General features: G+C 61.3%; 23 protein-coding genes and 1 pseudogene. 18 read left to right on the top strand and 6 right to left on the bottom strand.

Translation table 11 applies throughout. The features are described 5' to 3' along the window. Positions 1–188 precede the first annotated feature (188 nt). The 18 genes and pseudogenes from ACILSL_RS08105 (at position 189) to ACILSL_RS08020 (ending at position 17,763) form a co-directional block, all read left to right on the top strand. Positions 189–1,616 carry an alginate export family protein gene (locus tag ACILSL_RS08105; RefSeq protein ID WP_395731499.1) on the top strand — a complete coding sequence of 476 codons (1,428 nt, stop codon included), beginning with the start codon at positions 189–191 and terminating at the stop codon, positions 1,614–1,616. 59 nt (positions 1,617–1,675) lie between these two features. Continuing rightward, positions 1,676–2,665 (top strand): sulfate ABC transporter substrate-binding protein, encoded by a 990-nt coding sequence (locus tag ACILSL_RS08100; RefSeq protein ID WP_395731498.1) that lies wholly within the window; start codon positions 1,676–1,678, stop codon positions 2,663–2,665. Positions 2,666–2,755: 90 nt separating this feature from the next. Next, positions 2,756–3,583 carry a sulfate ABC transporter permease subunit CysT gene (gene cysT / locus ACILSL_RS08095; protein WP_395731497.1) on the top strand — a complete coding sequence of 276 codons (828 nt, stop codon included), beginning with the start codon at positions 2,756–2,758 and terminating at the stop codon, positions 3,581–3,583. A 56-nt stretch (positions 3,584–3,639) separates the two neighbouring features. Further along, on the top strand, positions 3,640–4,500 hold the full coding sequence (gene cysW / locus ACILSL_RS08090; RefSeq protein ID WP_395731496.1) for a sulfate ABC transporter permease subunit CysW: 861 nt from the start codon (positions 3,640–3,642) through the stop codon (positions 4,498–4,500). After that, positions 4,497–5,213 (top strand): annotated as a pseudogene (locus ACILSL_RS08085) (sulfate/molybdate ABC transporter ATP-binding protein); the annotation flags it as partial. The gene cysW and the pseudogene ACILSL_RS08085, both read left to right, overlap by 4 nt. 475 nt (positions 5,214–5,688) lie before the next feature. Further along, the gene (locus tag ACILSL_RS08080; RefSeq protein WP_395731495.1) at positions 5,689–6,123 is read left to right on the top strand and encodes a type II secretion system protein; all 435 of its coding nucleotides are present in this window, start codon (positions 5,689–5,691) and stop codon (positions 6,121–6,123) included. A 44-nt stretch (positions 6,124–6,167) separates the two neighbouring features. Then, positions 6,168–8,009, top strand: coding sequence for a hypothetical protein (locus tag ACILSL_RS08075; RefSeq protein ID WP_395731494.1), 1,842 nt, complete (start codon positions 6,168–6,170; stop codon positions 8,007–8,009). Between the two features lie 8 nt (positions 8,010–8,017). Continuing rightward, positions 8,018–8,581 (top strand): hypothetical protein, encoded by a 564-nt coding sequence (locus ACILSL_RS08070; protein ID WP_395731493.1) that lies wholly within the window; start codon positions 8,018–8,020, stop codon positions 8,579–8,581. Beyond that, complete coding sequence (locus tag ACILSL_RS08065) at positions 8,578–9,195, top strand: hypothetical protein (RefSeq protein ID WP_395731492.1); 618 nt, start codon at positions 8,578–8,580, stop codon at positions 9,193–9,195. Before ACILSL_RS08070 ends, ACILSL_RS08065 begins: the two co-directional genes overlap by 4 nt. An 8-nt stretch (positions 9,196–9,203) precedes the next feature. Continuing rightward, positions 9,204–11,039 (top strand): type II secretion system protein GspD, encoded by a 1,836-nt coding sequence (locus ACILSL_RS08060; RefSeq protein ID WP_395731491.1) that lies wholly within the window; start codon positions 9,204–9,206, stop codon positions 11,037–11,039. A gap of 63 nt (positions 11,040–11,102) precedes the next feature. Continuing rightward, positions 11,103–11,690 (top strand): hypothetical protein, encoded by a 588-nt coding sequence (locus ACILSL_RS08055; protein ID WP_395731490.1) that lies wholly within the window; start codon positions 11,103–11,105, stop codon positions 11,688–11,690. Next, positions 11,687–13,378, top strand: coding sequence for a GspE/PulE family protein (locus ACILSL_RS08050; protein WP_395731489.1), 1,692 nt, complete (start codon positions 11,687–11,689; stop codon positions 13,376–13,378). The genes ACILSL_RS08055 and ACILSL_RS08050 overlap by 4 nt, the downstream gene beginning before the upstream one ends. A 3-nt stretch (positions 13,379–13,381) precedes the next feature. Beyond that, positions 13,382–14,599, top strand: coding sequence for a type II secretion system F family protein (locus ACILSL_RS08045; RefSeq protein WP_395731488.1), 1,218 nt, complete (start codon positions 13,382–13,384; stop codon positions 14,597–14,599). Between the two features lie 15 nt (positions 14,600–14,614). Beyond that, positions 14,615–14,980 (top strand): hypothetical protein, encoded by a 366-nt coding sequence (locus tag ACILSL_RS08040; RefSeq protein ID WP_395731487.1) that lies wholly within the window; start codon positions 14,615–14,617, stop codon positions 14,978–14,980. 3 nt (positions 14,981–14,983) lie between these two features. Beyond that, on the top strand, positions 14,984–15,394 hold the full coding sequence (locus ACILSL_RS08035; protein WP_395731486.1) for a type II secretion system protein: 411 nt from the start codon (positions 14,984–14,986) through the stop codon (positions 15,392–15,394). 19 nt (positions 15,395–15,413) lie between these two features. Beyond that, positions 15,414–16,094, top strand: a complete 681-nt coding sequence (locus ACILSL_RS08030) for an ATP-binding cassette domain-containing protein (protein ID WP_395731485.1) — start codon at positions 15,414–15,416, stop codon at positions 16,092–16,094. After that, positions 16,091–16,870, top strand: a complete 780-nt coding sequence (locus tag ACILSL_RS08025) for a hypothetical protein (protein ID WP_395731484.1) — start codon at positions 16,091–16,093, stop codon at positions 16,868–16,870. The genes ACILSL_RS08030 and ACILSL_RS08025 overlap by 4 nt, the downstream gene beginning before the upstream one ends. Continuing rightward, complete coding sequence (locus ACILSL_RS08020; protein WP_395731483.1) at positions 16,846–17,763, top strand: hypothetical protein; 918 nt, start codon at positions 16,846–16,848, stop codon at positions 17,761–17,763. Before ACILSL_RS08025 ends, ACILSL_RS08020 begins: the two co-directional genes overlap by 25 nt. On the opposite strand, the gene ACILSL_RS08015 is transcribed toward ACILSL_RS08020, so the two are convergent. From ACILSL_RS08015 to ACILSL_RS07990, 6 genes are read right to left on the bottom strand one after another with little or no spacing between them, the layout of a single operon-like run. Next, positions 17,741–18,895 carry a type IV pilus twitching motility protein PilT gene (locus ACILSL_RS08015; protein ID WP_395731482.1) on the bottom strand — a complete coding sequence of 385 codons (1,155 nt, stop codon included), beginning with the start codon at positions 18,893–18,895 and terminating at the stop codon, positions 17,741–17,743. The genes ACILSL_RS08020 and ACILSL_RS08015 overlap by 23 nt on opposite strands. Positions 18,896–18,903: 8 nt before the next feature. Next, positions 18,904–20,853, bottom strand: coding sequence for a hypothetical protein (locus tag ACILSL_RS08010; protein WP_395731481.1), 1,950 nt, complete (start codon positions 20,851–20,853; stop codon positions 18,904–18,906). Beyond that, entirely contained in the window at positions 20,850–21,380 is a 531-nt protein-coding gene (locus ACILSL_RS08005) for a type II secretion system protein (RefSeq protein ID WP_395731480.1), read from the bottom strand. Before ACILSL_RS08005 ends, ACILSL_RS08010 begins: the two co-directional genes overlap by 4 nt. After that, a complete protein-coding gene (locus ACILSL_RS08000; RefSeq protein ID WP_395731479.1) occupies positions 21,377–21,832 on the bottom strand; it encodes a hypothetical protein in 456 nt (151 codons plus the stop codon). The genes ACILSL_RS08005 and ACILSL_RS08000 overlap by 4 nt, the downstream gene beginning before the upstream one ends. Next, entirely contained in the window at positions 21,829–22,917 is a 1,089-nt protein-coding gene (locus tag ACILSL_RS07995) for a hypothetical protein (RefSeq protein WP_395731478.1), read from the bottom strand. The genes ACILSL_RS08000 and ACILSL_RS07995 overlap by 4 nt, the downstream gene beginning before the upstream one ends. Further along, complete coding sequence (locus tag ACILSL_RS07990) at positions 22,914–23,471, bottom strand: hypothetical protein (RefSeq protein WP_395731477.1); 558 nt, start codon at positions 23,469–23,471, stop codon at positions 22,914–22,916. Before ACILSL_RS07990 ends, ACILSL_RS07995 begins: the two co-directional genes overlap by 4 nt. Between the last annotated feature and the right edge of the window lie 5 nt (positions 23,472–23,476).

Here is a 23,476-nt window from a genome sequence, read left to right as displayed (position 1 = left end):
TGGGAATATATAGTCGCCACATGGCCGCAGGAGCCCCTCACGGATTCCCCGCCTTTCCAATGACTGACCGGTCCCCCGGAAGTGTTCGAGGCTTCATCGCATTGCGATGCGGCTTTCCATTCGGGCTTTTTCGGCTTCAGATCATCCCAACAGAAACACCGGCTCCCAACCTTTTACCGTCGCTGCCCATGTCCCTTTTTAAAACCTCCAAAGCATCCCTGCTGGGTCTGCTTACACTCATTGCCTCTCTCGCCAACGGCGCTGAGGAAGGCTCCAGACAGACCACTCGCGGCACCTATTATCAAAACCCGCTCAGCTACAGCACAACGCGTGATCCTGATCCGCCGAAGTATGTGCGCAACGCCAGCGAGCTGGGCGTCGATTCGCTGCTGAACGTCAAATGGCTCGATGTGGGCCTGGACTACCGCTTCCGCTACGAGTACCGCGACAACGACCTGCGCCGTGCGCAGAAGGGAGTGGACCAGCCGCTGCTCCACCGCACGCGTGCCTACATCGGCATCAAGGACATCCTCGACCCCTTTCGCTTTGCGTTTGAAATGCAGGACTCACGCCGCGAAAACAGCCGGTACGCCCGTGACAACCGCGACGTGAATGAGTTCGAGGTCATCCGCGCCTACGTGGAGCTCTATTTCAAGGACCTCTTCGGACATGACGCCATCGGCAACGCCCGGCCCTTCAGCATCCGCTACGGGATTCACAACTTCGAGTTTCTTGACCGTCGCCTCATCGGCAACAACCAGTGGCGCAACACCGCAAACGTCTTTCAGGGCTTTCACGGCAGCATTGGCCAGGAAAGCAGTGACTGGCAGATTGACCTCCTCGCCGTGCAGCCGCTGAACCGTCTGCTGTATCAGCTGGACCGGCCGGTGGAGCAGCAATGGATGTATGCCGTCATCGGCCATTTGCGCCAGTGGTCAGACATCATCACGCTGGAGCCTTATTACCTCGCGCTGCATCAGTCCGCCTACCGGGGCGTGGCAGAGCGCACCGTGCATAATCCCGGCCTGCGTGGCTACGGCATCATCGGCGCCACGGGCTTCGACTACGACGCCAGCATGAACTACCAGTTTGGCCAGAATGGCACCAGCAAAGTGCGTGCCTATGCCGGCACGGTGGAGGTGGGCTACACCCTCAGCTCCAATCCTTGGAAGCCGCGCGTCAGCCTGTTTTACGGCTACGCCAGCGGCGACCGCAATCCGAACGACAGCACGGACAACCGCTTTGAGCGCTTCTTTGGCTTCGGCCGTCCGTGGTCCGCGAACGACTACATCGTCTTTGAAAACATCAGCACGCCGAAAGTCCGGGTGGAACTCAAGCCGCGCCACAACCTGCGCGTGGACTTTGGCTACAGCTACTACTGGCTGGCCAGCGGCACGGACCGCTTCTACGCGGCCAACAACGCCCGAAACCGCACAGGGGCCAGTGGGAACTTCCTGGGCCAGGAGTTCGACATCCGCGCCCGCTACACCTTCAGCCCGAAAACAGAGATCACCATCGGCTACGCCTACTTTGCTGCGGGCGGCTTTGTGGAGCGCCAGCTGCAGCGCCCCAGCACCAACTTCGCTTACTTCGAATTCAGCCACCGCTTCTTTTGAAGAAGTGAACGCCCTCCTTCCCGTCACTCAAAACTATTTTCACCATACCATAAACTACCATGAACAAAACACTCTCACTCCTCTCCGCCGCCCTCTTCGGCCTCACCGCCCACGCAGCCGACTTTGAGCTGCTCAACGTCTCCTACGATCCCACCCGCGAACTCTACTCGGAGTACAACAAGGCCTTCGCCAAACACTACAAGGAAACCACCGGCAAAAAAGTCAGCATCGACCAGTCGCACGGCGGCTCCGGCAAGCAGGCGCGTGCCGTCATTGACGGCCTTGAAGCCGATGTCGTGACGCTGGCTCTCGCAGGAGACATTGACGTGATCGGCCAGCAGGCTGGCTTGATCGCGAAGGACTGGCAGAAGCGCCTGCCCCACAGCAGCGCGCCTTACACCAGCACCATCGTGTTTGTCGTGCGCAAGGGGAACCCGAAGAACATCCAGGACTGGGATGACCTCGTGAAAGAAGGCGTGAACGTCATCACTCCAAATCCGAAAACCTCCGGCGGCGCCCGCTGGAACTACCTTGCCGCCTGGGCCTATGCCCTGAAGAAAACCGGCAGCGAAGCCAAGGCGAAAGAGTTCATCGCCGCGCTCTTCAAAAACGTGCCCGTGCTGGACACCGGGGCGCGTGCCGCCACCACCACCTTTGCACAGCGTGGCATCGGCGATGTGTTCCTTTCCTGGGAAAATGAAGCCTGGCTCATCCAGCGCGAGTTCCCCGGCCAGACCCAGATCATCGTGCCCTCCATCAGCATCCTCGCCGAGCCGACCGTGGCCGTAGTGGACAAGAACGCTGAGAAAAAAGGCACCGCTGAAGTCGCCAAAGCCTACCTCGAATACCTCTACTCTCCCGAGGCGCAGGACATCATTGGCAAAAACTACTACCGCCCGCGTGAAGCCACAGCCGCTGCCAAATACAGCGCCCGCTTTCCCAAGCTGAACCTTGTCACCATCGACGGCGACTTCGGCGGCTGGGGCAAGGCCCAGAAGCAGCACTTCGACGACGGCGGCATCTTTGACCAGATCTATCAAGGGAAGTAAGCCCACCGCCCCGCCGTGAATGCACTTCTCCTCTGAGAGGTGCATTCACATGACACCTCGCGCTCGTTTATCACCAGCCTGCTTCATCCCTTGTCACGCCCACGCCACATCCTTCCCGGCTTCAAGCTCTCGCTCGGATTCACCATCACCTACCTGAGCCTCATCGTGCTCTTTCCGCTGTCCATGCTCATGTGGAAGGCCACCAGCGGCGGCTGGGAGCACATGCTCGCCACGCTGACGCAGGCACGGGTGATCTCCTCGCTGAAGCTCAGCTTTGGCACGGCCTTCGCCGCCGCGCTGGTGAATGCGGTCTTCGGCCTGATCACCGCGTGGGCGCTGGAGCGCTACTCCTTCCCCGGCCGCCGCCTGCTGGATGCCATGGTGGATCTCCCCTTCGCACTGCCCACCGCCGTCGCGGGCATCGCTCTCGTCACGCTTTATGCACCCAATGGCTGGATCGGTGCCTGGCTGGCGCAGCATGACATCAAGGCGGCGTACGCACCACTCGGCATCACCATCGCGCTCACCTTCGTCGGCTTTCCTTTCGTGGTGCGCACCCTGCAGCCCGTCATTGCAGATCTCTCCATGGATGTCGAGGAAGCCGCCGCCTGCCTCGGCGCGAACCGCTGGCAGACACTCACACGTGTCGTGTTTCCAGCGCTGCTGCCCTCCACCCTCGCAGGCATGACGCTCGCCTTTGGCCGCGCGGTCGGTGAGTACGGCAGCGTCGTCTTCATCTCTGGCAATCTGCCTTTCAAAACCGAGATCGCCCCCCTGCTCATCACCATGCGCCTGGAGGAATACGACTACTCCGGCGCCGCCACCATCGGCGTCGTCATGCTCGCCGCATCCTTCACCATCCTCGTGCTGTCCAATCTGCTCGCGCAGTGGAGCCGCAAACGCACAGGCATGAAATGACGAGGCGCTCCCACCATCGTCCCACCTGCTGATTCCCCATCCGTCATTTCTCAAGCATGGCCGCCATCATCGACATCCATCCGCCGCGCACCGTCAGGCCCCGCAAAGCAACCTCCGACTCCCTCTTCTCGCGCTGCCTGATCATCGGCACCGCCGTGGCCTTCATGGGTCTCATGTTTGTGCTGCCGCTCGTCGTCATCTTTCAGGAAGCCTTCCGCAAAGGCTGGGAAGGCTTTATCGAGGCCTTTGATGATGGAGCCACGATGCACGCCATCTGGCTCACGCTGAAAGTCGCCGCCATCACCGTGCCGCTGAACACGCTCTTTGGTCTCGCCGCCGCGTGGTGCGTCTCCCGCTTTCAGTTTCGTGGCAAACGCCTCCTCACGTCGCTCATCGAGCTTCCCCTGTGGGTCTCCCCCGTCATCGCCGGCATGGTCTATGTGCTGCTCTTTGGCGCGCAGGGATTGTTTGGCCCGGCGCTGAAAGAGCACGGCTTCAAGATCATTTTTGCGCTGCCGGGCATCGTGCTCAGCACCATCTTCGTCACCTTCACCTTCGTCGCCCGTATCCTGGCCCCACAGATGGAGGCGCAGGGCCAGGCTGAGGAGGAGGCCGCCATGACCCTGGGCGCGAACGGCTTCCAGATGTTCTGGCGCGTCACCCTGCCGAAGATCAAATGGGGCCTGCTCTACGGCATCATCCTCTGCAACGCCCGCAGCATGGGCGAGTTCGGCGCCGTGTCCGTGGTCAGCGGCCACATCCGCAACAAGACCAACACTGTGCCGCTGCACATCGAAGTTTTGTACAACGAATACCAGTTCGTCCCCGCCTTTGCCGTCGCCTCCATGCTTGCCCTGCTGGCGCTGGTAACCCTGATTTTAAAAACTCTGACGACCACCCGCCGAGGAGCAGCATGAGCATCCACATCCACCACATCTCCAAATCATTCGGCAGCTTTCAAGCGCTGAAAAACGTCGACCTCGAAGTCAAAACCGGCGAACTCGTCGCCCTGCTCGGCCCCAGCGGCAGCGGCAAGACCACGCTGCTGCGCATCATCGCCGGACTCGAATTCGCCGACGCCGGCGCAGGCAGCATCCAGTTCCATGGCACCGATGTCACCAACCACAGCGCCTATGAGCGCAAGGCAGGCTTCGTCTTCCAGAACTACGCCCTCTTCAATCACATGACCGTCGCGGAAAACATCGCCTTCGGTCTCCGCGTCTTGCCTCGTGCCACGCGGCCCGACCGCGAAGAGATCGACAAAGCCGTCGCCGAACTCCTGCGCCGCATCGCCCTGGAAGGCTACGGAGATCGCTACCCTTCGCAGCTCAGCGGCGGCCAGAAGCAGCGCGTCGCACTCGCCCGCGCACTTGCGGTCGGCCCGCAGGTCCTCCTGCTCGACGAACCCTTCGGCGCCCTCGATGCCAAGGTGCGCAAAACCCTGCGCAAATGGCTCCGCCAGTTTCACGACGAAACCAAAGTCACCACCCTCTTCGTCACCCACGATCAAGATGAAGCCTTCGAACTGGCCGACCGCGTAGTCGTTCTGCATGAAGGCGACATCCAGCAAATCGGTTCACCGCAGCAGCTTCGCGAGCATCCGAAAAATGAGTTCGTCGCAGACTTCCTCGATTGTGTGATGATTTGAGGAGGGTGGGCAAACCGTGGTGAACCACGATCGCGAAAGGCTGCCCCCTTCAAGTCACCGGAAAAGACCGCTGCAAACAAACACTGGCCGGTGGCGTTGACGCGAACCTTGAAATGGCGCGTCCAAGCCTCGCCTGGGCCAACAATCGCGTTTGATGATGGCGCGTGAAAAGTGATCCATTGTACTCCGGCCATGATCCAGAGCCCCCTTGTTGTGGCATGACTTTGCGCTGCCAGAATAAAAAAGTATCTTAGGACTACTATTAACGCAGGTTTGTCAACAGACTGATAGTTCGCGCAGGGTTTGATGAGAACAAAAACGCGACTCTGCCCCGGATACAGCTGGGGTGTCTAAGTATTCATTTAGGTGAATTTAGTCAAAACCTGAAGCATTTATTTTTATACCGAATGATATTTATGGATATTATATCTGCGCCTTCCACGGCAACACTAAAGCAATGAAAATCAACACACACACCGCACTAAATCGTCGTCTCTCCCAACGCTTCAATCGTTCCGGGATGACTCTCATTGAAATCAGCCTCGTAATCGCTCTCCTCCTAGGATTGATCGCAGTGGTTTTCCTAGGCTTAGGCAGCTACCGGCAGGGCGCTGACAAGGCCAAATGCAAGATGCAGCTCGCCGCCGTCCAGAAGGCGGTGCGATCCGCCGCCAACATGCAAAACCTGAACGTCGGTGCGGCTTTGGCACAGGCGAGTGTCTTTGGTGCCGGTCTCCTGATGGAGAATGCGCCCGTCTGTCCTTCAGGCGGCGCCTACACATGGCTGGGCACTGTTCCAACGGTCGGCACCCCGTACGGCAACTGCGATTTTGCAGGCACCGGAGCGACCTCGACTCACGTCCTGGTGGCCGCCGACACAACCGATTGGTAAGCCAGTCTAGCTCTCCCGCATCCGATCACCAGCCTGTCCGCTCCATGCTCACTATCACTGATCCCTGTGAACTCAAAGCACCTGACATCTACCGTCAGGCGCGCACAGTGGCGTCGAAGACGAGCCGGGGCGTGGACAGTCACTGGTATCGGATGCCGGAGGAGCTGTCATGGCAGTGGCATCTGTGGTTTGATGGCGGTCGCGAGGTCTGCTCCGCCGTGTTTTCCAAGCAGCACCAGAGCTGGCGGCCGGGTCCGACGCTGCCGCTGGCCAATCTGACGACCGGAGAAGGGGTGGGGGAGATTCTCGGTGAGCTGATGTCTGCCACTTACTTTCAGGAGAAGCCGAAGGCTCTCGGGGTGATCTTGCACGTCGCAGATGAGTTTGGGCTGGCTGAGATCGCCCAAGCGGGAGAGGTGACCAGCGAGACAGGGGATGACTTTCAGATCCTGCGCTACAATTTAGTCGATGATCCGCGCGAGGTGCTGGCTGACCGCGAGGTTTCGGTGGAGGCAAACACCTGGCGTCTGCTGCCATTTTGGGGCTCGGCCCCGGGGCAGCCACGCTGCACTGCGGTGTCGCTGTCACGCACCCGCGAGGCGTTCCTGCTGAAGCTGCTGGACTGCGCCGAGGATTTACGGATACCCGTGCGCGTGGCGGTGACCTGCGCCCCGGTGGAAACGCTGGCGGCGCTGCCGCTGCTGAAATCGAACTTGGAAGGCGGCAGCCTGGTGGCCGTCAGTTTTTACAAATTTACCGCCGTTTTTGCCATCAGCCCGCAGGGCGAGCTCTCCACGGTGCGCAGCCTCAGCCACCGTGGCGGCTCCCAGGTGCCGACGGGCTTTGGGGACATCCTGTGGAACATGGCGCTGGGCGCCGAACTGGCGGTGCCCAAGGTGCTGGTCGTTTCCACCCAGGCGCGGGTGCTGCAGTCGGTTGCGCAGGAACTGGAGATGTACGCCATCAGCCGTCAGCCGATCCAGTTTGAACTGCTGAATCTTGAAGAGCATCCGGCGCTGAAAGAGGTGCCGGGGAGCCGGCCTGAGTTTTTGATCTATGACACTGCGGCAGTCGAGCAGGTGAGCGGCGGGAACACGCCGCTGGCCCGGACGGAGAGCTTCCGTTCGCTGTGGAGAGGCTGGGCGCGGCAGAGCTTCATGGACACGGCACGGCTGGATCAGCGGTATCCAAATCTGAGTGATCTGCGCCTGCTGCGCTTTTCATCCTGGTTCATCTACCTGCTGGTCTTTTCCTTGATCGGCACCGGCGGGTACGGCACCTGGTCGCTCTTTGCTGCGATGAACCACCCTTCCTGGGAGCTAACGCCCTATCAGATGAAGCTGACGCAGGATAAGCATACCAAGCTGCTGCAAGAGAAAAAGGAGATCGACATCGTCACCCGTCTGCTGCAGCCGCGCTCGCGCGGCTGGGTGACGGTCGAGTTTCTTCTGCAGTTGTTCCCGGAGGATTCGGGGGTGAGACTGGACAGCTTTGTTTACAATACGGAGGCGTCCCGCGCTCCGGTGCCTGCAGGCAAAGGGGCCAAACCCGAATCCACCGGCATGGAACGGACCTGGATCTTCAAGGGGCTGGTCAAACCGAAGGCGCTGCAGCTGCTCAGCACATTGAACAGTCAGCGTGGTTTGAGCGCCTTCTTCGAACGGGTGGCCGACGTTACCGGAGATGACGCCTGCCGGCCAGGGCCAACCCGCCAGATGACGATCGCCCTGACCCAGGGGCGCAACTCACGCTTCAATCCGCAGGCATCCGCCGGCGACCTTGCACGTGATCCTTCACTGGCCTTTCCGTTCAGTTTTGAGGCCACGATCACCCAGAGCCTGACGGACAAGGACGCGCTTTCCCTCCCGCTGGACAAACCCTTCTGAATCATCCCATGAGCGCGTACACCCGTCCCATCCTTCGTTACGGTCTGATCATGCCCGCGATGTTCAACTGCCTGCTGCTAGGCGGGGTGGTCGCCGGTGTCAGCAAGCTGAGCGCGGTGCGTGCGCAGAAAGCGGAACTCTACAAGGAGCAGACGCAGCGCCTCGCCGCGATGAAGAAGCTGGAGGAGGTGCTGGCGCCCAAGCGCAAGACGTTTCAGGATCAGAAAGCGCTGCTCAAGGCGGATCCCGGCCATCTCTTCACCCGCATTTTGGACGCGCTGCTGCCGAAGTACAAGGAGATCGAACTGGAGCGCAGCGGACTGGTATTCCCGCTCGACCGTGGCCGCCTGGGACGCCAGGTCAAGACTGATCTGGCCCGTGTGAAGAGCAGTTTTCAAGGGGGGCTGGGGCCGCTGCAGGAGGCGCTGCTGCAGGTGGAGTCGCTCATGCCGCAGGCCGTGCTGGAGGAGCTGAAGATCACCCGCAAGACCGACCAGCTGCTGAACCAGCGTGAGTTCCTGGTGATGGAAATGACGCATACCTGCTGGAAGGCGGAGGAGGAGAAGAAATGAGACTCATCCTGTGCATCGTCATGCTGTTTGCAGCCGCCGAGGCCCCGGCGCTGGCGCAGGCCAAAGCTGCGGCGGCCAAACGCGCGCCGTTGTTCATCGGCAATGGCACTGCGAGCTGGCTGCCGCGCTCGGAGCTGCTGCCGAAGGCGGAGGAGATCGAGGCGATGGCGAAGAAAATGGGCGTGCGTCAGCGCAACATGGACCCCTTTGGCCTGTCCACCTTTCCCCGCGAGGATGACGCCCCCGTGATCACCGAAGACGTTTATCGTGCGACGCCTAAAATCACGCTGAACCAGGCGCTGCAGACGCTGAAGATCAACGGCGTGAATCTGCAGCGCAAAGAGTTCCTCATCGGTGGCCTCCGTGCGGCGGAAGGCGACGTGATCGAACTGGCCTACAAGGGGGAAGTCTTTCGGGCGCAAGTCATGGAGGTGGGCGCCACGCAACTGCATTTCCACGATATTCAACGCGATGAGTCAGGCGTGCTCAAGCACGACATCCTGCCGCATCTCAGCATCGAACCGTTGCAAAAAATCGCCTCCCAGATGGAGGGCCGGATGACGCCGATGGAACCTACACAACCCACAAAACCCACACAACCCACGAAACCATGAGCCGACGCATGTTGCAGATCTTTTCTCTGGCGAGCCTGGGTGCGAGCTTTGCCCTCACCGCCCAGGAGGCGGTGCCGACAGCGCAGGTGCAACCGTTGGCGGTGCCGACAGCGCAGGCGCAACCGTTGGCGGTGCCGGCATCGCAGGTGCAACCGTTGGAGGTGCCAGCATCGCAGGTGCAACCGTTGCAAAACCTGCCGGCCGCCACGGTGGACGTCTCCTCGCGTTTCAACAGTCTGCCCAAGCCGCCGCAGCATTCGGACGACGGATACTGGATTGACAACGCTCCGATCAACGAGGTGTTCCAATACCTCGCGCACAGCGCCGGCCTGCAGTACTTTTACAACAATGAACTGAACGATCCGCAGTTCAACATCACCGGGCATCTCCGCACGGACGACCCGCAGCAGCAGATGGAGGAGCTGGCGGTCAATTTTGGGCTCACGCTGCATCAGCAGCGTTCCAGTGTCAGGCTCATGAACGAGGCCCAGCTCGCGAAGCTCCCGGTGGAGGTGATGAGCTACACGCTGAAGTACCTGCGGGGGGCTCCGCTCAACCGCAGCATATCCGCCCCTGCCGCGCAGGACAGTGGTGATGAGGAAGGTGGTGGTGGTGGTGCTAAAGCAACCCCGGGCGCAGTTCAGTCCGACTTCGAGAAGCTGAAGTCCATCATCCGCCCCATGCTCACGCACGACATCGGACAGATCGAGTTTGAAGAGAAAACGAACACGCTGCTCGTCAGCGACAACAGCATCAAGCTCGAACGGGTGCGCAAGCTGCTGGAAGGAATCGACAAGGCCAAGCCGCAGATCCTGGTCAACGTCCGGGTGCTGCGCATCAAGCGCGACCAAGGCCGCCAGGTGGGGGTGGACTGGAGCCGGGCACTGGGGGACACTGGAACCAACCTGACCACGCACCAGAGTCTGAACGCACTTTTCAACCTGCCAGACGTCAGCACGGTGACGCGCACCGGCAGCCTGGCCGCGCCGGTGGACTCGATCAATCAGATCAACCAGCAGGGGGGAGGGCTCGTGTTCGACAACATGCAGGTGCAGGCCATTCTGCGCGCCCTGGTGAATGCCAACATCGTCACGCAGGAGGCCTGCCCCAGCATCATCACCGAGGACAACGAGCAGGGCCTGATCTCCATCGTGGACCGCTACCCTGTCATCACGTCCAACATCACCAACACTGCGGCGGGCCAGAACGTGACCGATGTGGTGCGCTACAAGATTGACAAGGAAGATCCGAGCGCGACTGAGCAGCCGGAAAAGAACCGCGAGATCGGTGTCACGCTCTCGGTGACGCCCACGCTGCTGCCTGATGGCACGGTGCGCATGAAGCTGCGTCCGCGGGTGGCCAAGATTGTCGAACTCATCGCAGGTCGTGGCAACAATATGTTTCCACGGGTGAGCGAGTCCACGGTCGAGGCCATCAGCCGCATTCCGGCGGGACAGTCGCTGTTTCTTGGCGGCTTCTATGACTACAGCAGCAGCGATGGGAACAACAAGGTGCCCGTGCTGAGCACCATTCCGCTGGTAGGCAAGCTGTTCAGCTCGAACACCAAGAAGCTCGAACAGGTCAGCCTGGTCTTCATCATCACTCCGCGTGTGTATGATGCCTCGCGTGCGGGTGCAGGCATGGCTGAAATGAACTGGCATGTGCGTGAGCTGTCCGGCATGCAGCCGGATGACATTCAGGACACCAACATCGAGCTGCAGCCGACCACTTGGTATCAAAACCTGCCCAATGTCAAAAACCCGAGGCCCGAGCCCGAGCCGCCGCCTGCGCCGAAGCAGTCGTGGGTCAGGCGTCTGTTCTCGAAAAAGTCCCCCAGCCAGTAAATCGCGGACGGTGTTCGGAGTCCGTCTCCGGCCACGTGAGCGCCATTGATCACGCAGATTTTCATGTCAGCCCCTCTTCCTAACCTGCAGCTCCCGGCCAAGACGGACCGCAACAGCATGCGTCCGGTGCTTGATCGCATCGCGGGAACCACGGTGATGTACCTCCAGCAGAGTGATTATCTGGCGGAGAGTGAATCCGCGCCCTTGCTGGCCGCCTATGGCGAGAAGCTTGCTGCGGCGTCCGGCTTCATGCCCGACTTCCTGGAATTCGCTGCAGAATACCAGGCGCAAAAGCATGCGCTGACGGCCGAGGGCGAACTGGCGCGGATGCAGAGGCTGCTGCGCAACAGCCTGAACGACCGCGTGCATTGCTGGAGTTTCGGTCCCTTGTCGGGCCGGGCCTCGGCATTGTATGAGCACTGTCCGGTCCTGCGCCCGGTGTGCATGGCGCTTGGTTGTCCTGCGATCCTGGCAGGAGAGACGAGCATCGTTCATGTCACCTCCCTCAATCCTGTTTCAGCTCTGGCGGCGTCTTTCTGGATCAGCCAGGAGTTGAACCGTACGTCTGAAGGTGATGCGCCTTTCGTCTTCAGCTTCTTCACCGACCTGCCTGCATGGCAGCTGCTCATGCAGCGACATTTTGCCCCATGAATCTGAATCTCGGCATCGAGTTCAATCACACGATCCAGCGGCTGATCATCAGCCAGCTGCGGGCGGCCACGGGCGGTCAGGAAGGTCAATCGGATGAAGCGCTGGTGCGCCGCACGTCGAAAACGCGCATGCTGGGCGCCGTCGGTCGTGCTGCGGGGCTGCCGGCCTTTCCCCAGGTGCGGGAGATGGCGGATGCGGAGTTTGTCGGCTACTGCGATCCCGTGGTGATGTCACGTGGCATGTTCGTGCCGCTGCGGCGCAACGCGCAGCAGGTGCTGCTGGCAGTCGCGAATCCGTGGGACTACCGGGCGGATGATTACTGTGCGGCGCGTTTCCCGGAGGATGAAGTGTTGAAGGTGGTCACGCTCGCCTCCGAGGTGTCCTCCATGATCGAGGGATCCTCCAGTTCCTCGGGACCAAGCCGTGCGGAACTCGAGGCGGTGGAAGTGGAGGAGTTCTCCAACGAAACGCCGGACTTTGATGTCACGCGTCAATACGATGAGCCGATCGCCCAGCTGGTGGCCAGCATGGTGAGTGATGCGATCAAACAGCACGCTTCGGACATCCACATCAAGACGGAAAAAACCAGCTTCCAGTACTGTTTCCGCGTCGATGGGGCCCTCGGGGTGCGGTTCGAAATGCCGGTGAAGCTGCGTGACCGGGTGGATGCGTTTCTGCTTAATCTCATGCGCCTCGCACCGGAGGAGCGCAGCAAGCGTCCGGGCATCTCGGGCCGCTTCACCGCCAGCTACTACGGACGCGCCGTCGGGGTGCGCTATGAGCGGCACCGCACGTACCGGGGCTACCACGTCACCATGCGTCTGCTGGACAAGACGCATCTGGAGGCACGGCTCGGCATGGGTACGCTGGCCTTTGATGAGGAGACCTTGTTTGAGCTCGACAAAGCCATGGCGGTGCCCTCCGGCATCATCGTGATGTCGGGTCCCACCGGTTCCGGCAAATCGACCACGCTGAACGCGATGCTGAGGGAGCTGAACCACCCGGAGGACAACATCCTGACGCTGGAGAATCCGGTCGAAGACGAGATTCCCGGCGTGACGCACTGCGACCTGCGCGACTCGACCGAGTTCAAACCGATGATCGCCAGCTTCATGCGCTCCGATCCAGACATCATCCTCATGGGTGAGGTGCGTGATCGTGAATCGGCAGAGCTGGCCATTGAGGCCGCCATCACGGGCCACAAGGTGCTGACCACGATTCATACGCCACGCGCTTCGCAGATCATTGAGCGCTTTCAGCAGCTTGGCATGGAGCGCTGGAAGATCGCACAGACGCTGAAGGCGGCCTGTGCGCAGCGGCTGGTCAAGCTGCTGTGCCCGAGCTGCAAGGAGAGCATCGAAGGTGTGTCGGAACGTGAGATCCGGCTGTTTCATCTCGATGCGTCCTGGGCAAAGCGCCCGCTGTTCAAGCATCACAAGGAAGGCTGCGCAGAGTGTCATGGACGTGGTTACTCCGGGCGCACCGCGATCCTGGAGATTTTGCCCATCACTCCGAAGCTCGGGGACAAGCTGGCCAAGGGGGAGATCACGCCCTATGAACTCGAGGAGGAAGTGCGCCGGGAGTCGGGGCTGCCATCGCTGCGCGACAATGGCCTGAAGCTGATGGCCGAGGGCAGGACCGACCTTGATGCGCTGAAAAAGGTGCTCGATCTCACCTACGAAACCTGAGCCATGAACGCCTTCCAAGTCACCCTCCGCAACATCAAGCGGCCCGAGATCGCCAAGGTGATCGAGTGCGAGGCGCCGAACCGCGAGCAGGCCGCGCTGATCGTCAGCAAGCCTGGCTTCCGAGTGGCCCTGATCAAGTCCCTCGCCGGCACGCCGAAGAGTGAAAAGTCCAGGAAGCCCGTCTCCCGCAAAGAGCTCATCAAGCTCTTCCGCGGCCTCGCCTCCATGCTGAAGGCGAACATCAGCACGGCAGACGCGCTGCTGTACTACTCGCAGGGGCTGCCTGATCCGGAGCTGCAATCGTCGCTGATGAACATTCGCAACCGGCTTGAAGCCGGGATGCCGGTCCACATCGCCTTTGCCAAGGAGCAGACGTTTGACAGCACCATCATCACCATCATCGAGGCCGGTGCGGATGCCGGACAACTGGGTGATGCGTTCGCCTCCCTTGCGCGCCGGATCAAGATTGAGCTCATGTTTGCCAGCAAGCTGCGCACGGCGCTGCTGGTGCCGTCGTTGGTGGTGCTGTTTCAGATCGGCCTCTTCATTTATTCGCAGATTTTTGTCGTGTCCCAGGTGGAGGAGACATTGAAAAGCGTGCGCCAGGAACCGGATCAGATTTCGGTGTTTATCTTTTCGGTGAGCCATGTGGTGCAGCACACGTGGCCTTTCTTTGTCATCGCGCTGGTGACCTTCATCACCTCCCTGTTTCGCTCGGAGGCCTTCCGGCAGAAGCTGCTGCTCTTCTTCATGAAACACTGGCGGCTGCTGACGAAGCTGGTCATGGGCCTGCGCCAGAGCGCCTACATCGGAACGCTGCAGATGCTGTATGCCAATGGCATCAATCTCGCCCGCGCCTCCGCTTTGTCCGCGCGGGTGCTGCAGGGCACGCCGATGTATCTGGACTTCATCAAGGCCTCTCAGGTCTATGAATCCTCCGGCGTGCCGTTTGCCGAGGCGCTGAAGCGCAACACCACGCTGGATCCGCAGGTCATCCACATGATCGGCATCGGCGAGCGTTCGGCCTCCCTGCCACAGCAGCTGGAGCTGCTGCGTGACATCTACGAGGAGGACACCGCCGCGACCATGGCGGATTTCACCCAGGTCATCAATTTCATCACCCTGGCCATGGCCGTGGTGCTCATCGGCTTCGTCTTCACCGGCTCCATGCTGCCCATCTTCCTGATGGGGCCGCGCATGATGCAGTCGGGCAACATGTGAACTCACCCCACCCTTATGAAAACACGCTTCTTGTTTTTTTCCCTGCTGCTCGCCTCCACGGCGGTCCTGGCGGCTGATCCGCAGAAGCTCGTTCCCCGGCCCATCCCTGGCATGGCCGCTCCGGCGCCGGCCAAAGCCGCAGCCGCATTGATCAAGCCGGTGTCGTCACAGCAGGCGGCTGCTGCTCCTGGTACGAATCCAGACCGTGCGCGTATTTTGTTCATTCATCGTCGCGCCACGCTGCCTGCGGAGTTCACCAAGAACCTGCCTGCGTCACCGGCCGCAGCCACGGTGCCAGCCGCCATGCTCAGTGTGCGTCAGGGGGCCGTGAAAATCATTCCCAAGGCGGAAGTGGCGCAGAGCCTCAAACCCCAATCCTGAAGCATGAGGAACCTCCATCCCCGTCCTGCCCGCCTCAATGGCGGCTTCACACTCATCGAGATCAGCCTTGTGATCGGACTGCTGCTGGGACTGGCCACCTTTGCAGGCATGAACATTGCCACCGTGCGTGACTGGCAGCGTGGCAAAGATGCCTCGGTGTCGCTCCTGGCGGTGTTTGCCGCCCAGCGCGCCTATCTCTCCGATCATCCCACCGCGGACATTGCAGGGGTGCCCACGGATCAGCTGCAACTCTATCTGCCGCAGGGCTGGGTGACGATGCCGGCGGTGCTCAGTCTGGACAATGAGTCTCTGTCTGTCGATCACACCGTCATGCCACCGCTTCTCATGCTGGGATCGTCCGTCTATGACCCTTCATCGAATGGAAGTGATGGACTTTGGGATGTCGGGCAGTGAAATTAGTTGCCACAACAGCATGGTTACTGAAACACTTTTGCACATCCCCGGCGGAACCCGCTTCGGCTACCACACCGGTCTGCCGTGGCAGCGGAAGGCGCGCTGCCTGGTGGAAGTAGGCGGCGACATCCGCGCCGGCATGGGGCTGCACCTGCTGGTGGCGCCGAACGGCTCGGGCAAAACGACCCTGCTGCGAACGCTTGCCGGGTTGTCTCCGGCGTTGCAAGGCCGGGTAACGACCGAGGCGCAGGTGCATTACTTCGCGGATGAGCTGCGGGTCGATCCAGAAATGAAATCGCGCACGTTCTTCCGTGCCTGGTTCACGGGCGCATCACTCGCCGCTGCGGAAAAGCTGGCCGACACGCTGCGGCTGAATTTGACCACGCCGATCGGCAAGCTTTCCCGGGGCAACCGCCAGAAGGTGCTGTTGATTCTGGCCGAGGTGAAGGCGGCGCAGAGTGAAGCCAGCGTGCTGCTCATGGATGAGCCGCTCACCGGTCTGGATGCCGAAACGCGCGAGCAGGTGACGCAGCTCTGGGCCACGGCAGGCACGCAAACGCTGCGCCTCGTCATCATGCATGAACTGGAGTGCGTGCGGGAGGCGGACTCGCTGCTGACCATTGCCGGTGGTCAGCTGCGGCATGCCACGAGCCGCAGCGGCAGCACCTGGATGGAAACCTACCGCACTTTGCAATCATGAGCTCCCTGCGCGCCTGGCCTTTGTTTCGCCTCAGCTTTGCCGGACTCATGGGGCGTGGCAGCTGCTGGCTGCTGCTGCTGGGAGCCGGCCTGTTTATCTGGATCGCGCCGCTGCTGACGCCGTGGGAGGAAAACCCGCAGATTCTACAGCCCGCACGTGCGCAGGCGGCCTGGTTTTATGCCTGGATCGCGCTATTCACCTGGCTGCCGTTTCAAGCCTCGGCGCTCGGGCACCGCATGCGGCGCGAGGGCATGCTGGAGCATCTGCATGCCGGCGGCACGGGGCGCATCAGCCAGTGTCTGCAACTCAGCGCGGCGATCTGGGTCTGGATGCTGGCGGTGGTGCTGATCGCGGTGGTCTTTTGTCTGACGTGGACTTTGCCAAAGCGGCCTGAGGAGGCGCGCATGTGGACGACCCTGGTGTTTCAATATGGCCTGCTCTACAGTCTGTGCGCAGCGCCGCTGTGCCTGCTGGCGGTGGCGCTGGGCACACGCACGGCGGAGGTCATTGCGTTTCTGGTGCCCACCGGGCTGCTGCTGCTGGGCTTGTTTGGCGCTGCGTGGCTGGCCCCGCTGCTGGGTGGCGCGGATTCGGGAGTGCTGCAGTCGTTCTGGCTGGCGCTGCCGCATTATCATCTGGCCGATCTGACGCCACGGCTGGTGTTTAAAATGGGTCCGCTGCCGTTCGCGGACTTTGCCGCTGTGGCAGGCACGCTCGGCCTGCAGGGTGCCGCCATCTCCATCTCTGGGTTATGTCTCTTTCGCACACGCTCCTGACGCTGACTGCCGCAGGCGGTCTCTGGTGGGGCGGACATGCGCTGTCCTGCTCGCGGACGGCCTTGCATGCCACGGCAACTCCACCCGCGTTTGCGCTGCCAGGAAGCGCGTATGGAAGTCTGGCGGCGCGTTTGATACGCGACTCGCTCTACAGCTACTGGCATGGGGGAGAGAGTGCCGCGCCGGCTGCGAGTGCGCAGGCGGGCACAGGGGCACCGCCGCCGCCGCCACCACCACCGGGGCGGTTTTCCCGCAGAGGCATGCCAGCACCGGTGCCACCCACACAGACGCCGGGCGAGACATCATGGCTGCAGGCGGGGGTGGATGCGCTCTCACGTCTCGAAAAGAGCCGCACGCGGCGTTCCAGCACCGTGCCACTTTCGAATGCCCATCAGCAGTATCTGCATGCCGCCGCAGACGTGCGGCTGCGTTTCGCCTACCAGCTCGATCCGGGGGATGCGACGTTGTATGAGATTCTGCACTTTCACATCGCCTCCCGCACCCAGTCGCCTGAAGCCGCACGGGCGGCCATCAATGCGCTCTCTCAAAACGCCATGGCGTATGGAATGCGTGAAGGCGGGAGCATGTCTGATGCACTGACCGGTGCGGGCGCCGCGATCAATCTGCTCAACGACCAGCTCCAACCGGGCAACACCAGCCGCGATGAGAAGGCGGTCAGCCGTGAATGGCATGCCCTGAAGGAATGTCTGGAACGCTACCGCCGCCTGCGCAGCAGCGCCGAGGAGGAAGGCTGGTGGGACGGCGTGCCGGAGGTGCGCCGCCAGGAGCTCGAGGCGCATGCGAAACTGCTCATGCGCATCCGTGAAATGATCCTGCCGGTGCTGCCGCCGGGGGTTGCGACTGCGAGCGTCAACCCATCAAGTTCGCGTTGAAGATGTCTTCGGAGATGTGGCCGGCGCGGTAGAGATTGATGAGGCTTTGGTCCCAGCGCAGGTTGCCTTTATAGCGGAGGGCATCTGCCAGCGAGGTGGCGCTGCCGTCATAGGCGCGCATGCCTGCCGCCACGGCTTCGCTGGTGTTTTGCAGGTATTCGGTCACGAGCACGCGTCCATTGAACCCGGTGAGCAGCCCCTGGGAGAGCACAAAGGTCAGGGTCTCGCTGAGCCGATGCAGGATGCCGGACTGCTGATCTTTGGGAAAGAACTCGAGGATACGGTCGATCGTCTTCACCGCACCCCGGGTGTGCAGGGTGGAGAGCACGAAGTGGCCCGTCTGCGCGGCCTCGATACAGGTCTCCATGGTTTCACGATCACGAATTTCACCGATGAGGATGATGTTGGGCGTTTTGCGCAGCACCTCCTTCAGGCCGCTCTGATAGGACAGCGTGTGCCTGCCGACTTCCTGCTGGGTGACGAGCGAAGGGGCCGGAAGCCGCACCCCAGGCTGGTTGGGGTCGTCCATCATGGCGTCGTAGCGATACTCGATCGGGTCTTCGATGGTGACAATGTGCTTGGGGAAATGGCGCCGCACCCAGTCGAGGACTGCGGCGAGGGTGGTGGATTTACCCGAGCCGGTGGGGCCCGTGATGAGCCCGAGGCCAAAGCGGCGCTGCATCAGCTCGCGCAGGCTGTCGGAGATGAGCGGGTCGATGCCGAGCGTTTCGAGTTGATTGATTTTCGCACGCAGCCAGCGGCAGGTGACACCCAGGCCTTGCTCGCTGAGATGCACCTGCACGCGCATGCGCACCGGAGATCCAAGCGCGCCTTCTTCACAGCTGAAGTCGATGACCCGACGGCTGCGCACCAGATCCCACATGCGCGCTGCACCGCCGATGGCATCTGCCTCGGTCCAGATCTCGACGGACTGGCGCATGAAGAGCGCCTCCGCCAGCCGGCCCACGGCTTCTGCATCCTGGATGCCGAAGTCCTCGGCGACCTCCAGTCCGCGATTTGTATGAAGGTAGATCAGCCCACCGGTACGCACCTGTACATCGGAGATTTCACGTCCGGCGAAGGCGGTGGCGAGATCACCGAGGATATTGTTGGTGGAGTGCGTGGAACACATGAAAAATTTCAGTCTTGAGGAATCTCTTCGATGACAACCAGCCAGTTCATGGGATGGACAGGCGGGAGTTCGGCGGGACTGCGCAAAGGCTTGAGCTCCGCGGTGATGCTGTCGGTATGCACCGCGTCATCACTGCCTGATCTCATGTCCAGCGGCTGCCAGACATTGGCAGTGCCAGCGGCGAGGCTGCCGAGCTGCCCGTGGTGTTCGATGGGCCGGTTGAATCCGGTGGTGCCCACGCGCAGTTCAGCGGCGTAGATGGAGAGCGGCGGATAAAATTCCGCGCCAGCCGCCAAGCCCGAGCCGGCGGGCGGGGCAGCAGCAGGGGTCGCGTTCAGGTCGTCCCCCACATAGACCCGCAACGGGGCGACGATGCTGAGCCCGGCGGTGTAGTTGGTAAGATTTTTGCCCTGACGGATGATGACGCACATGTCTTCCGGGGCGGGTGGATCGCTGACGACACGGACGTTGATCGGGTCCAGCGACGGGTCCACGCCGAAGTAGAGACTGTTGTTCGTCGCCACGCCGCCCGCGCTCTGTGCCTGCAGCCATGCATCCAGCAATGACGGGTAAAAAGTTAGGCAGGAGCGGTTGCTGTTGGTCAGCTCGGTCTGAAATGGAATGTTGGCGCCACCCGGTTCAAAGACGGTTGGCCAGTTGTTGCCGCGCTCCAGCACCACCGTGCCTGTGCCGCCGGCGGAATTGGGGAAACTCACGCGAATGCTGGTCGGTGTCTGATCTTCATAGCTGACCATTGCCGTGGCCTCGACAGTGATGCGACAACGCTGCCCCCCCGCAGTGTAATCATCAAACGCGTTCACCGTGGTGTCCGGCGGGCTGCGACGCAGGTAGCGGGAACCCGTGGGCAGCGGCAGGAAAGCAAGGCGGCCGGAGTTGGCCGACAAAGCGACGGGCAGCACATCCGTGCCTTGGGCTGCCTGGAGGCGTTCACGTTCACCCAGCGCATCAAAATCAGAGCCCACGGTGACTCCCCCGAGATCGAGATCGGCGGTCATCTCGATGCCGCTGCGCCCGGCAAGCCGTGCCGCACCGTAAGCCCCGGCCACACTCATGCGCGCAGCATAGACGGAACCTTGAATGCTGACCGTATCCACATTCCACGCCGTGCCGTCCTGATGCGTGCCAATGGCGGCAAACGTGGCGGCCTCGATCGGCATTTGAGATGGAATTTCATACAGTGACAGCACGTAATGCCGTGCCACGGTGCCGGCGCTGCTGCCGTAGTTTACGGTGAAGGCCCACCAGTTGCGCTTCGCCACGAACGGCTCCCCCGGGGCGGCATATCCAAAACGGATGTTGGGGTAGGCGATTAAGTTGTAAACCGGATACGCGGTCACATCCGCCAGCAGACCAGGAACTTGTGTCGGGTAATGCTTCAGCGGTGTGACGACTGGGCGCAGGGCGTCTGCGGTTTGCAATGTGGCGCTCAGATCCAGCAGCGGCGGCACCTTTCCCGCGAAGGCGGGCAGTGCAAACACGTCGGCATAATCGGTGGTGCCGGGCGTCACGCGTCCGGGTTCACCTGTCAGCGAAGTGATCCAGCTCTGCACGGCGCTGCTGTTGTTGTCGCCGACATCGCCACTGAGTTTGCCGCCCAGATTGAGGCTTTGCAGGATGTCAGGGGACAGGCGTTGTGAGGAGGCTGAAAGTGCCACGGCTTCGGCAAAAATGTTGCTCCATGCATAGTCGGCTCCCTCGGCATAACCGGCTTTCATGCAATCCATGGCCCTGCCTGGAAAGGAGGCGACGAGCGCATGCAGGAGTGCTTCCTCGCGCTGACGGTAGTCCACGCGCAGTTGTGACTTCGAGGCCTGGTCACGATTCATCAGCGTGCTCTTGAAGAGCATCGTCAGGCTGAGGGTGAACATGATGGCCAGTCCGGTCACGATCGGCAGCGAGACATAACCTGCGTTACGTTTGAGAGTGTGTGGGTTCATCGGCTGGCTCCGCAGTAGGTGATTTCTTCGCCATTCGGTCCGGTGAGCGTGACCGTGAGAATTCCTTCGCTGGCATTGAAAACAGCGCTCTGGAGTCCCTGGCAGATCAGCCAGGAAGTTTCGGAGCCGTCAGGCTGGGGGGTATAGAACCGCAGCGCAGTGCCTTTGCTGCTGGTCTCCGCTGCGATCAGGCGCTCCTGGGTGGTCTGTACGGCGGTTTTGAAAAACAGCCGCACCGCAGTGCCATTTTGAATGACCGGCGTGCCACCACTGAGCGCGCTTTCACGGCTGGAGTAGATGAAGAAGTGATCTGCCTGCTGAAAGATCCGGCCCAGGATGTTGCCGATCTGCGGAGCCTCTTGAGCCAGGAAGTTCTGCCGCCGGGCCATTCCCATGAAGCTCAGATGCTGCTGGAGCATGACCACCAAGGCAGCACTGAGCATGACCATGAGGCCCATGGCGGTGGAAATCTCCATCAGAGTGAACCCCCTGGGATTCAGACGGGAGTGATGGAGCGGCCATTTCATTGGAGACGCAGGGTGGAGCGGCTCTTGAGGTATTCCTGGCTGCCGACGCGATAGCTCAGTACGGAATGCAGCCGCCATACCGTGAGCGGGGTCTCCGCATTGGAGGCGACCTCGGCTGCGCGAAAGCGCCGCAAGGTGCCCTGCATCGCCTGACCGCCGGCGACGCGGCCCAAGGTGACGGTCAGTTCCGGCACCGGATCAACCGCGATATCCGGCCAAGCAGACTGGGAGGCGGTGAGATCAGCAAAAGGCAGGCGGTTGGACAGGGCGCTTTCACGTGAGAGATAGGCGTCGGTCAGCGTCTGCATGATGGTCCATTGATTGCCCGAAATCGCGAGCAAGGAGGCGCGCATCATGATCAGCGCCAGCGCGGCGGTCAGCGCGAGAGCGGCTGACACCTCGATCAGCAAACTTCCGTGTGGACGGAGGCGCTGGCGACGTGGCGGCTTCATGGCGAAACAGGGCTGGCAAGCTCCGTGGTGCTGATCTGGCCGCGAGAAGTGATGACGCGGTCCACTTCAAAGGTGACGTGGAATAAACGCTCGGCCGTGCGCCCAAAGAACGGCGTGTGAGTGACGACCTCCAGCGTGTAAGTGCCATCCTCTGAGGCATAGTTGGAAAGGTCATCGACAGACACCGTCAGGCTCTGCGGCACATTGGTGGAACTCTGCGCCTGATCCGGATTGTAGTATCCGCCGAACCGCAGTTCGGTCCCATTCACCAGCTTGCCCGAGGTCCCCAGCACCTGGTTGCCCTTGTAAACCTGCACGTAGGTGCGGGAGTCCGGGTACAGATGACTGAGCGTTACCACAAGAGACGGAATGCGGTCGATGAAGACCTGCCCAGGAGTGATGTTGCTGACGCTCGCCGAGGCCACAGGCCAGATCTCGATTTTCGGCTGGGCGATGATCGTGTCTGGCACCTGGTAGGAGGCATAACGAACGATGGTGAAAGTCTGCTCGCCGTTGCCTGAACTCAGCGTGGGCGATGTGAGCTGATGATAGATGGGGCCGAAGGTGTAACTGCCGTTTTCCAGATTGGATTCATCGATCAAATACTGAGCCTGGTTCAAGGACGAGTAGGTTTCAGGGTCATAATTCTTGCCCTGAACGCCCAGATAGACGTCGTGCTCGGAGGGGTTGCTGCTGTCCGGCACGAGCCCCTGCACCTGGATGTTCACGGAGAAGGACCGGTCGGCACGGGTGCGTTTCACAAAGCTCGATCCAGCCGGATCTCCACGCACATAGTCGTCTTCCGAGGAGATGCTGACGGACACCTGGGGATTGTACGTTCCGATGACTTTGGTGTCGAGCAGGTAGATGTTGCTGTCCCAGGCCGTGCCGCGCGCAAAGAGCTCAAAGAGCGAACCGCTTTTGCTGACCTGCATGGGGGCCGTGTAGGCTCCGCCGCCTCCCGTGATGGGGGTGTCGTAGATCTGGCCGGTGGTCAGGTCGGTCTGCCGCACCCAGGCTTCGGGAGTCTGTCCGAACAGGGCGGTGCTGAAGCAGCAGAGACAGAATAGTGTGTTCGAATTCACGGTGAGGCGCGATTGGAACCCGAATGTGTGGGCGCTGGTTCAAGGATCGTGATCGGCCCCCCTTTGTAGGTGGCGACAATGAGGCGCTTGTCATAGGACAGGGTTTTGAGCAGAGTTTTCGCCTCCTGGGCATTGCCGCGTGAAAGTGACAGGGACACCTCTTTGGCAGCCAGCCAGGTGGTGTTGCGTTTCAGAAAGCTTGGCCAGAAGGTGAAGTCACCCTGGGGTGAGGCCGCGACATGGCCCCGCAGTTCCGCAGGCAGATGCAGAATGGAACCCACGGGAACGAGGGTGAACTTCTCACCGTCCGCCAGAATAATCGAATTCGTCCAGAGCGAACTTTGAATGGACGGAGCTGCCTTCGTGAGTGGCCTGGCTTTCGCGGTGAGTTGAGATTTCAGGCTGGGTGCCTCGGCCACCTGCTTGCGCAGAGCTTCCTCGCTCACCACATCCCGCGCCTGCTGGGCCGACAGGCAGCCCGTGATCGCGATGATGCCGAGGACCAATTCGACGCCGAAGCGTGTGGCAGGTCGGAATGGACGGACGGGCTTCATGGAAA

The sequence above is a fragment of the Prosthecobacter sp. genome (assembly GCF_044222345.1).
In the GTDB taxonomy this organism is placed as follows: Bacteria; Verrucomicrobiota; Verrucomicrobiia; order Verrucomicrobiales; family Verrucomicrobiaceae; genus Prosthecobacter.
The sequence above is the reverse complement of the archived record's forward strand: the minus strand, read 5'-3'. Positions and strand labels throughout refer to the sequence as shown.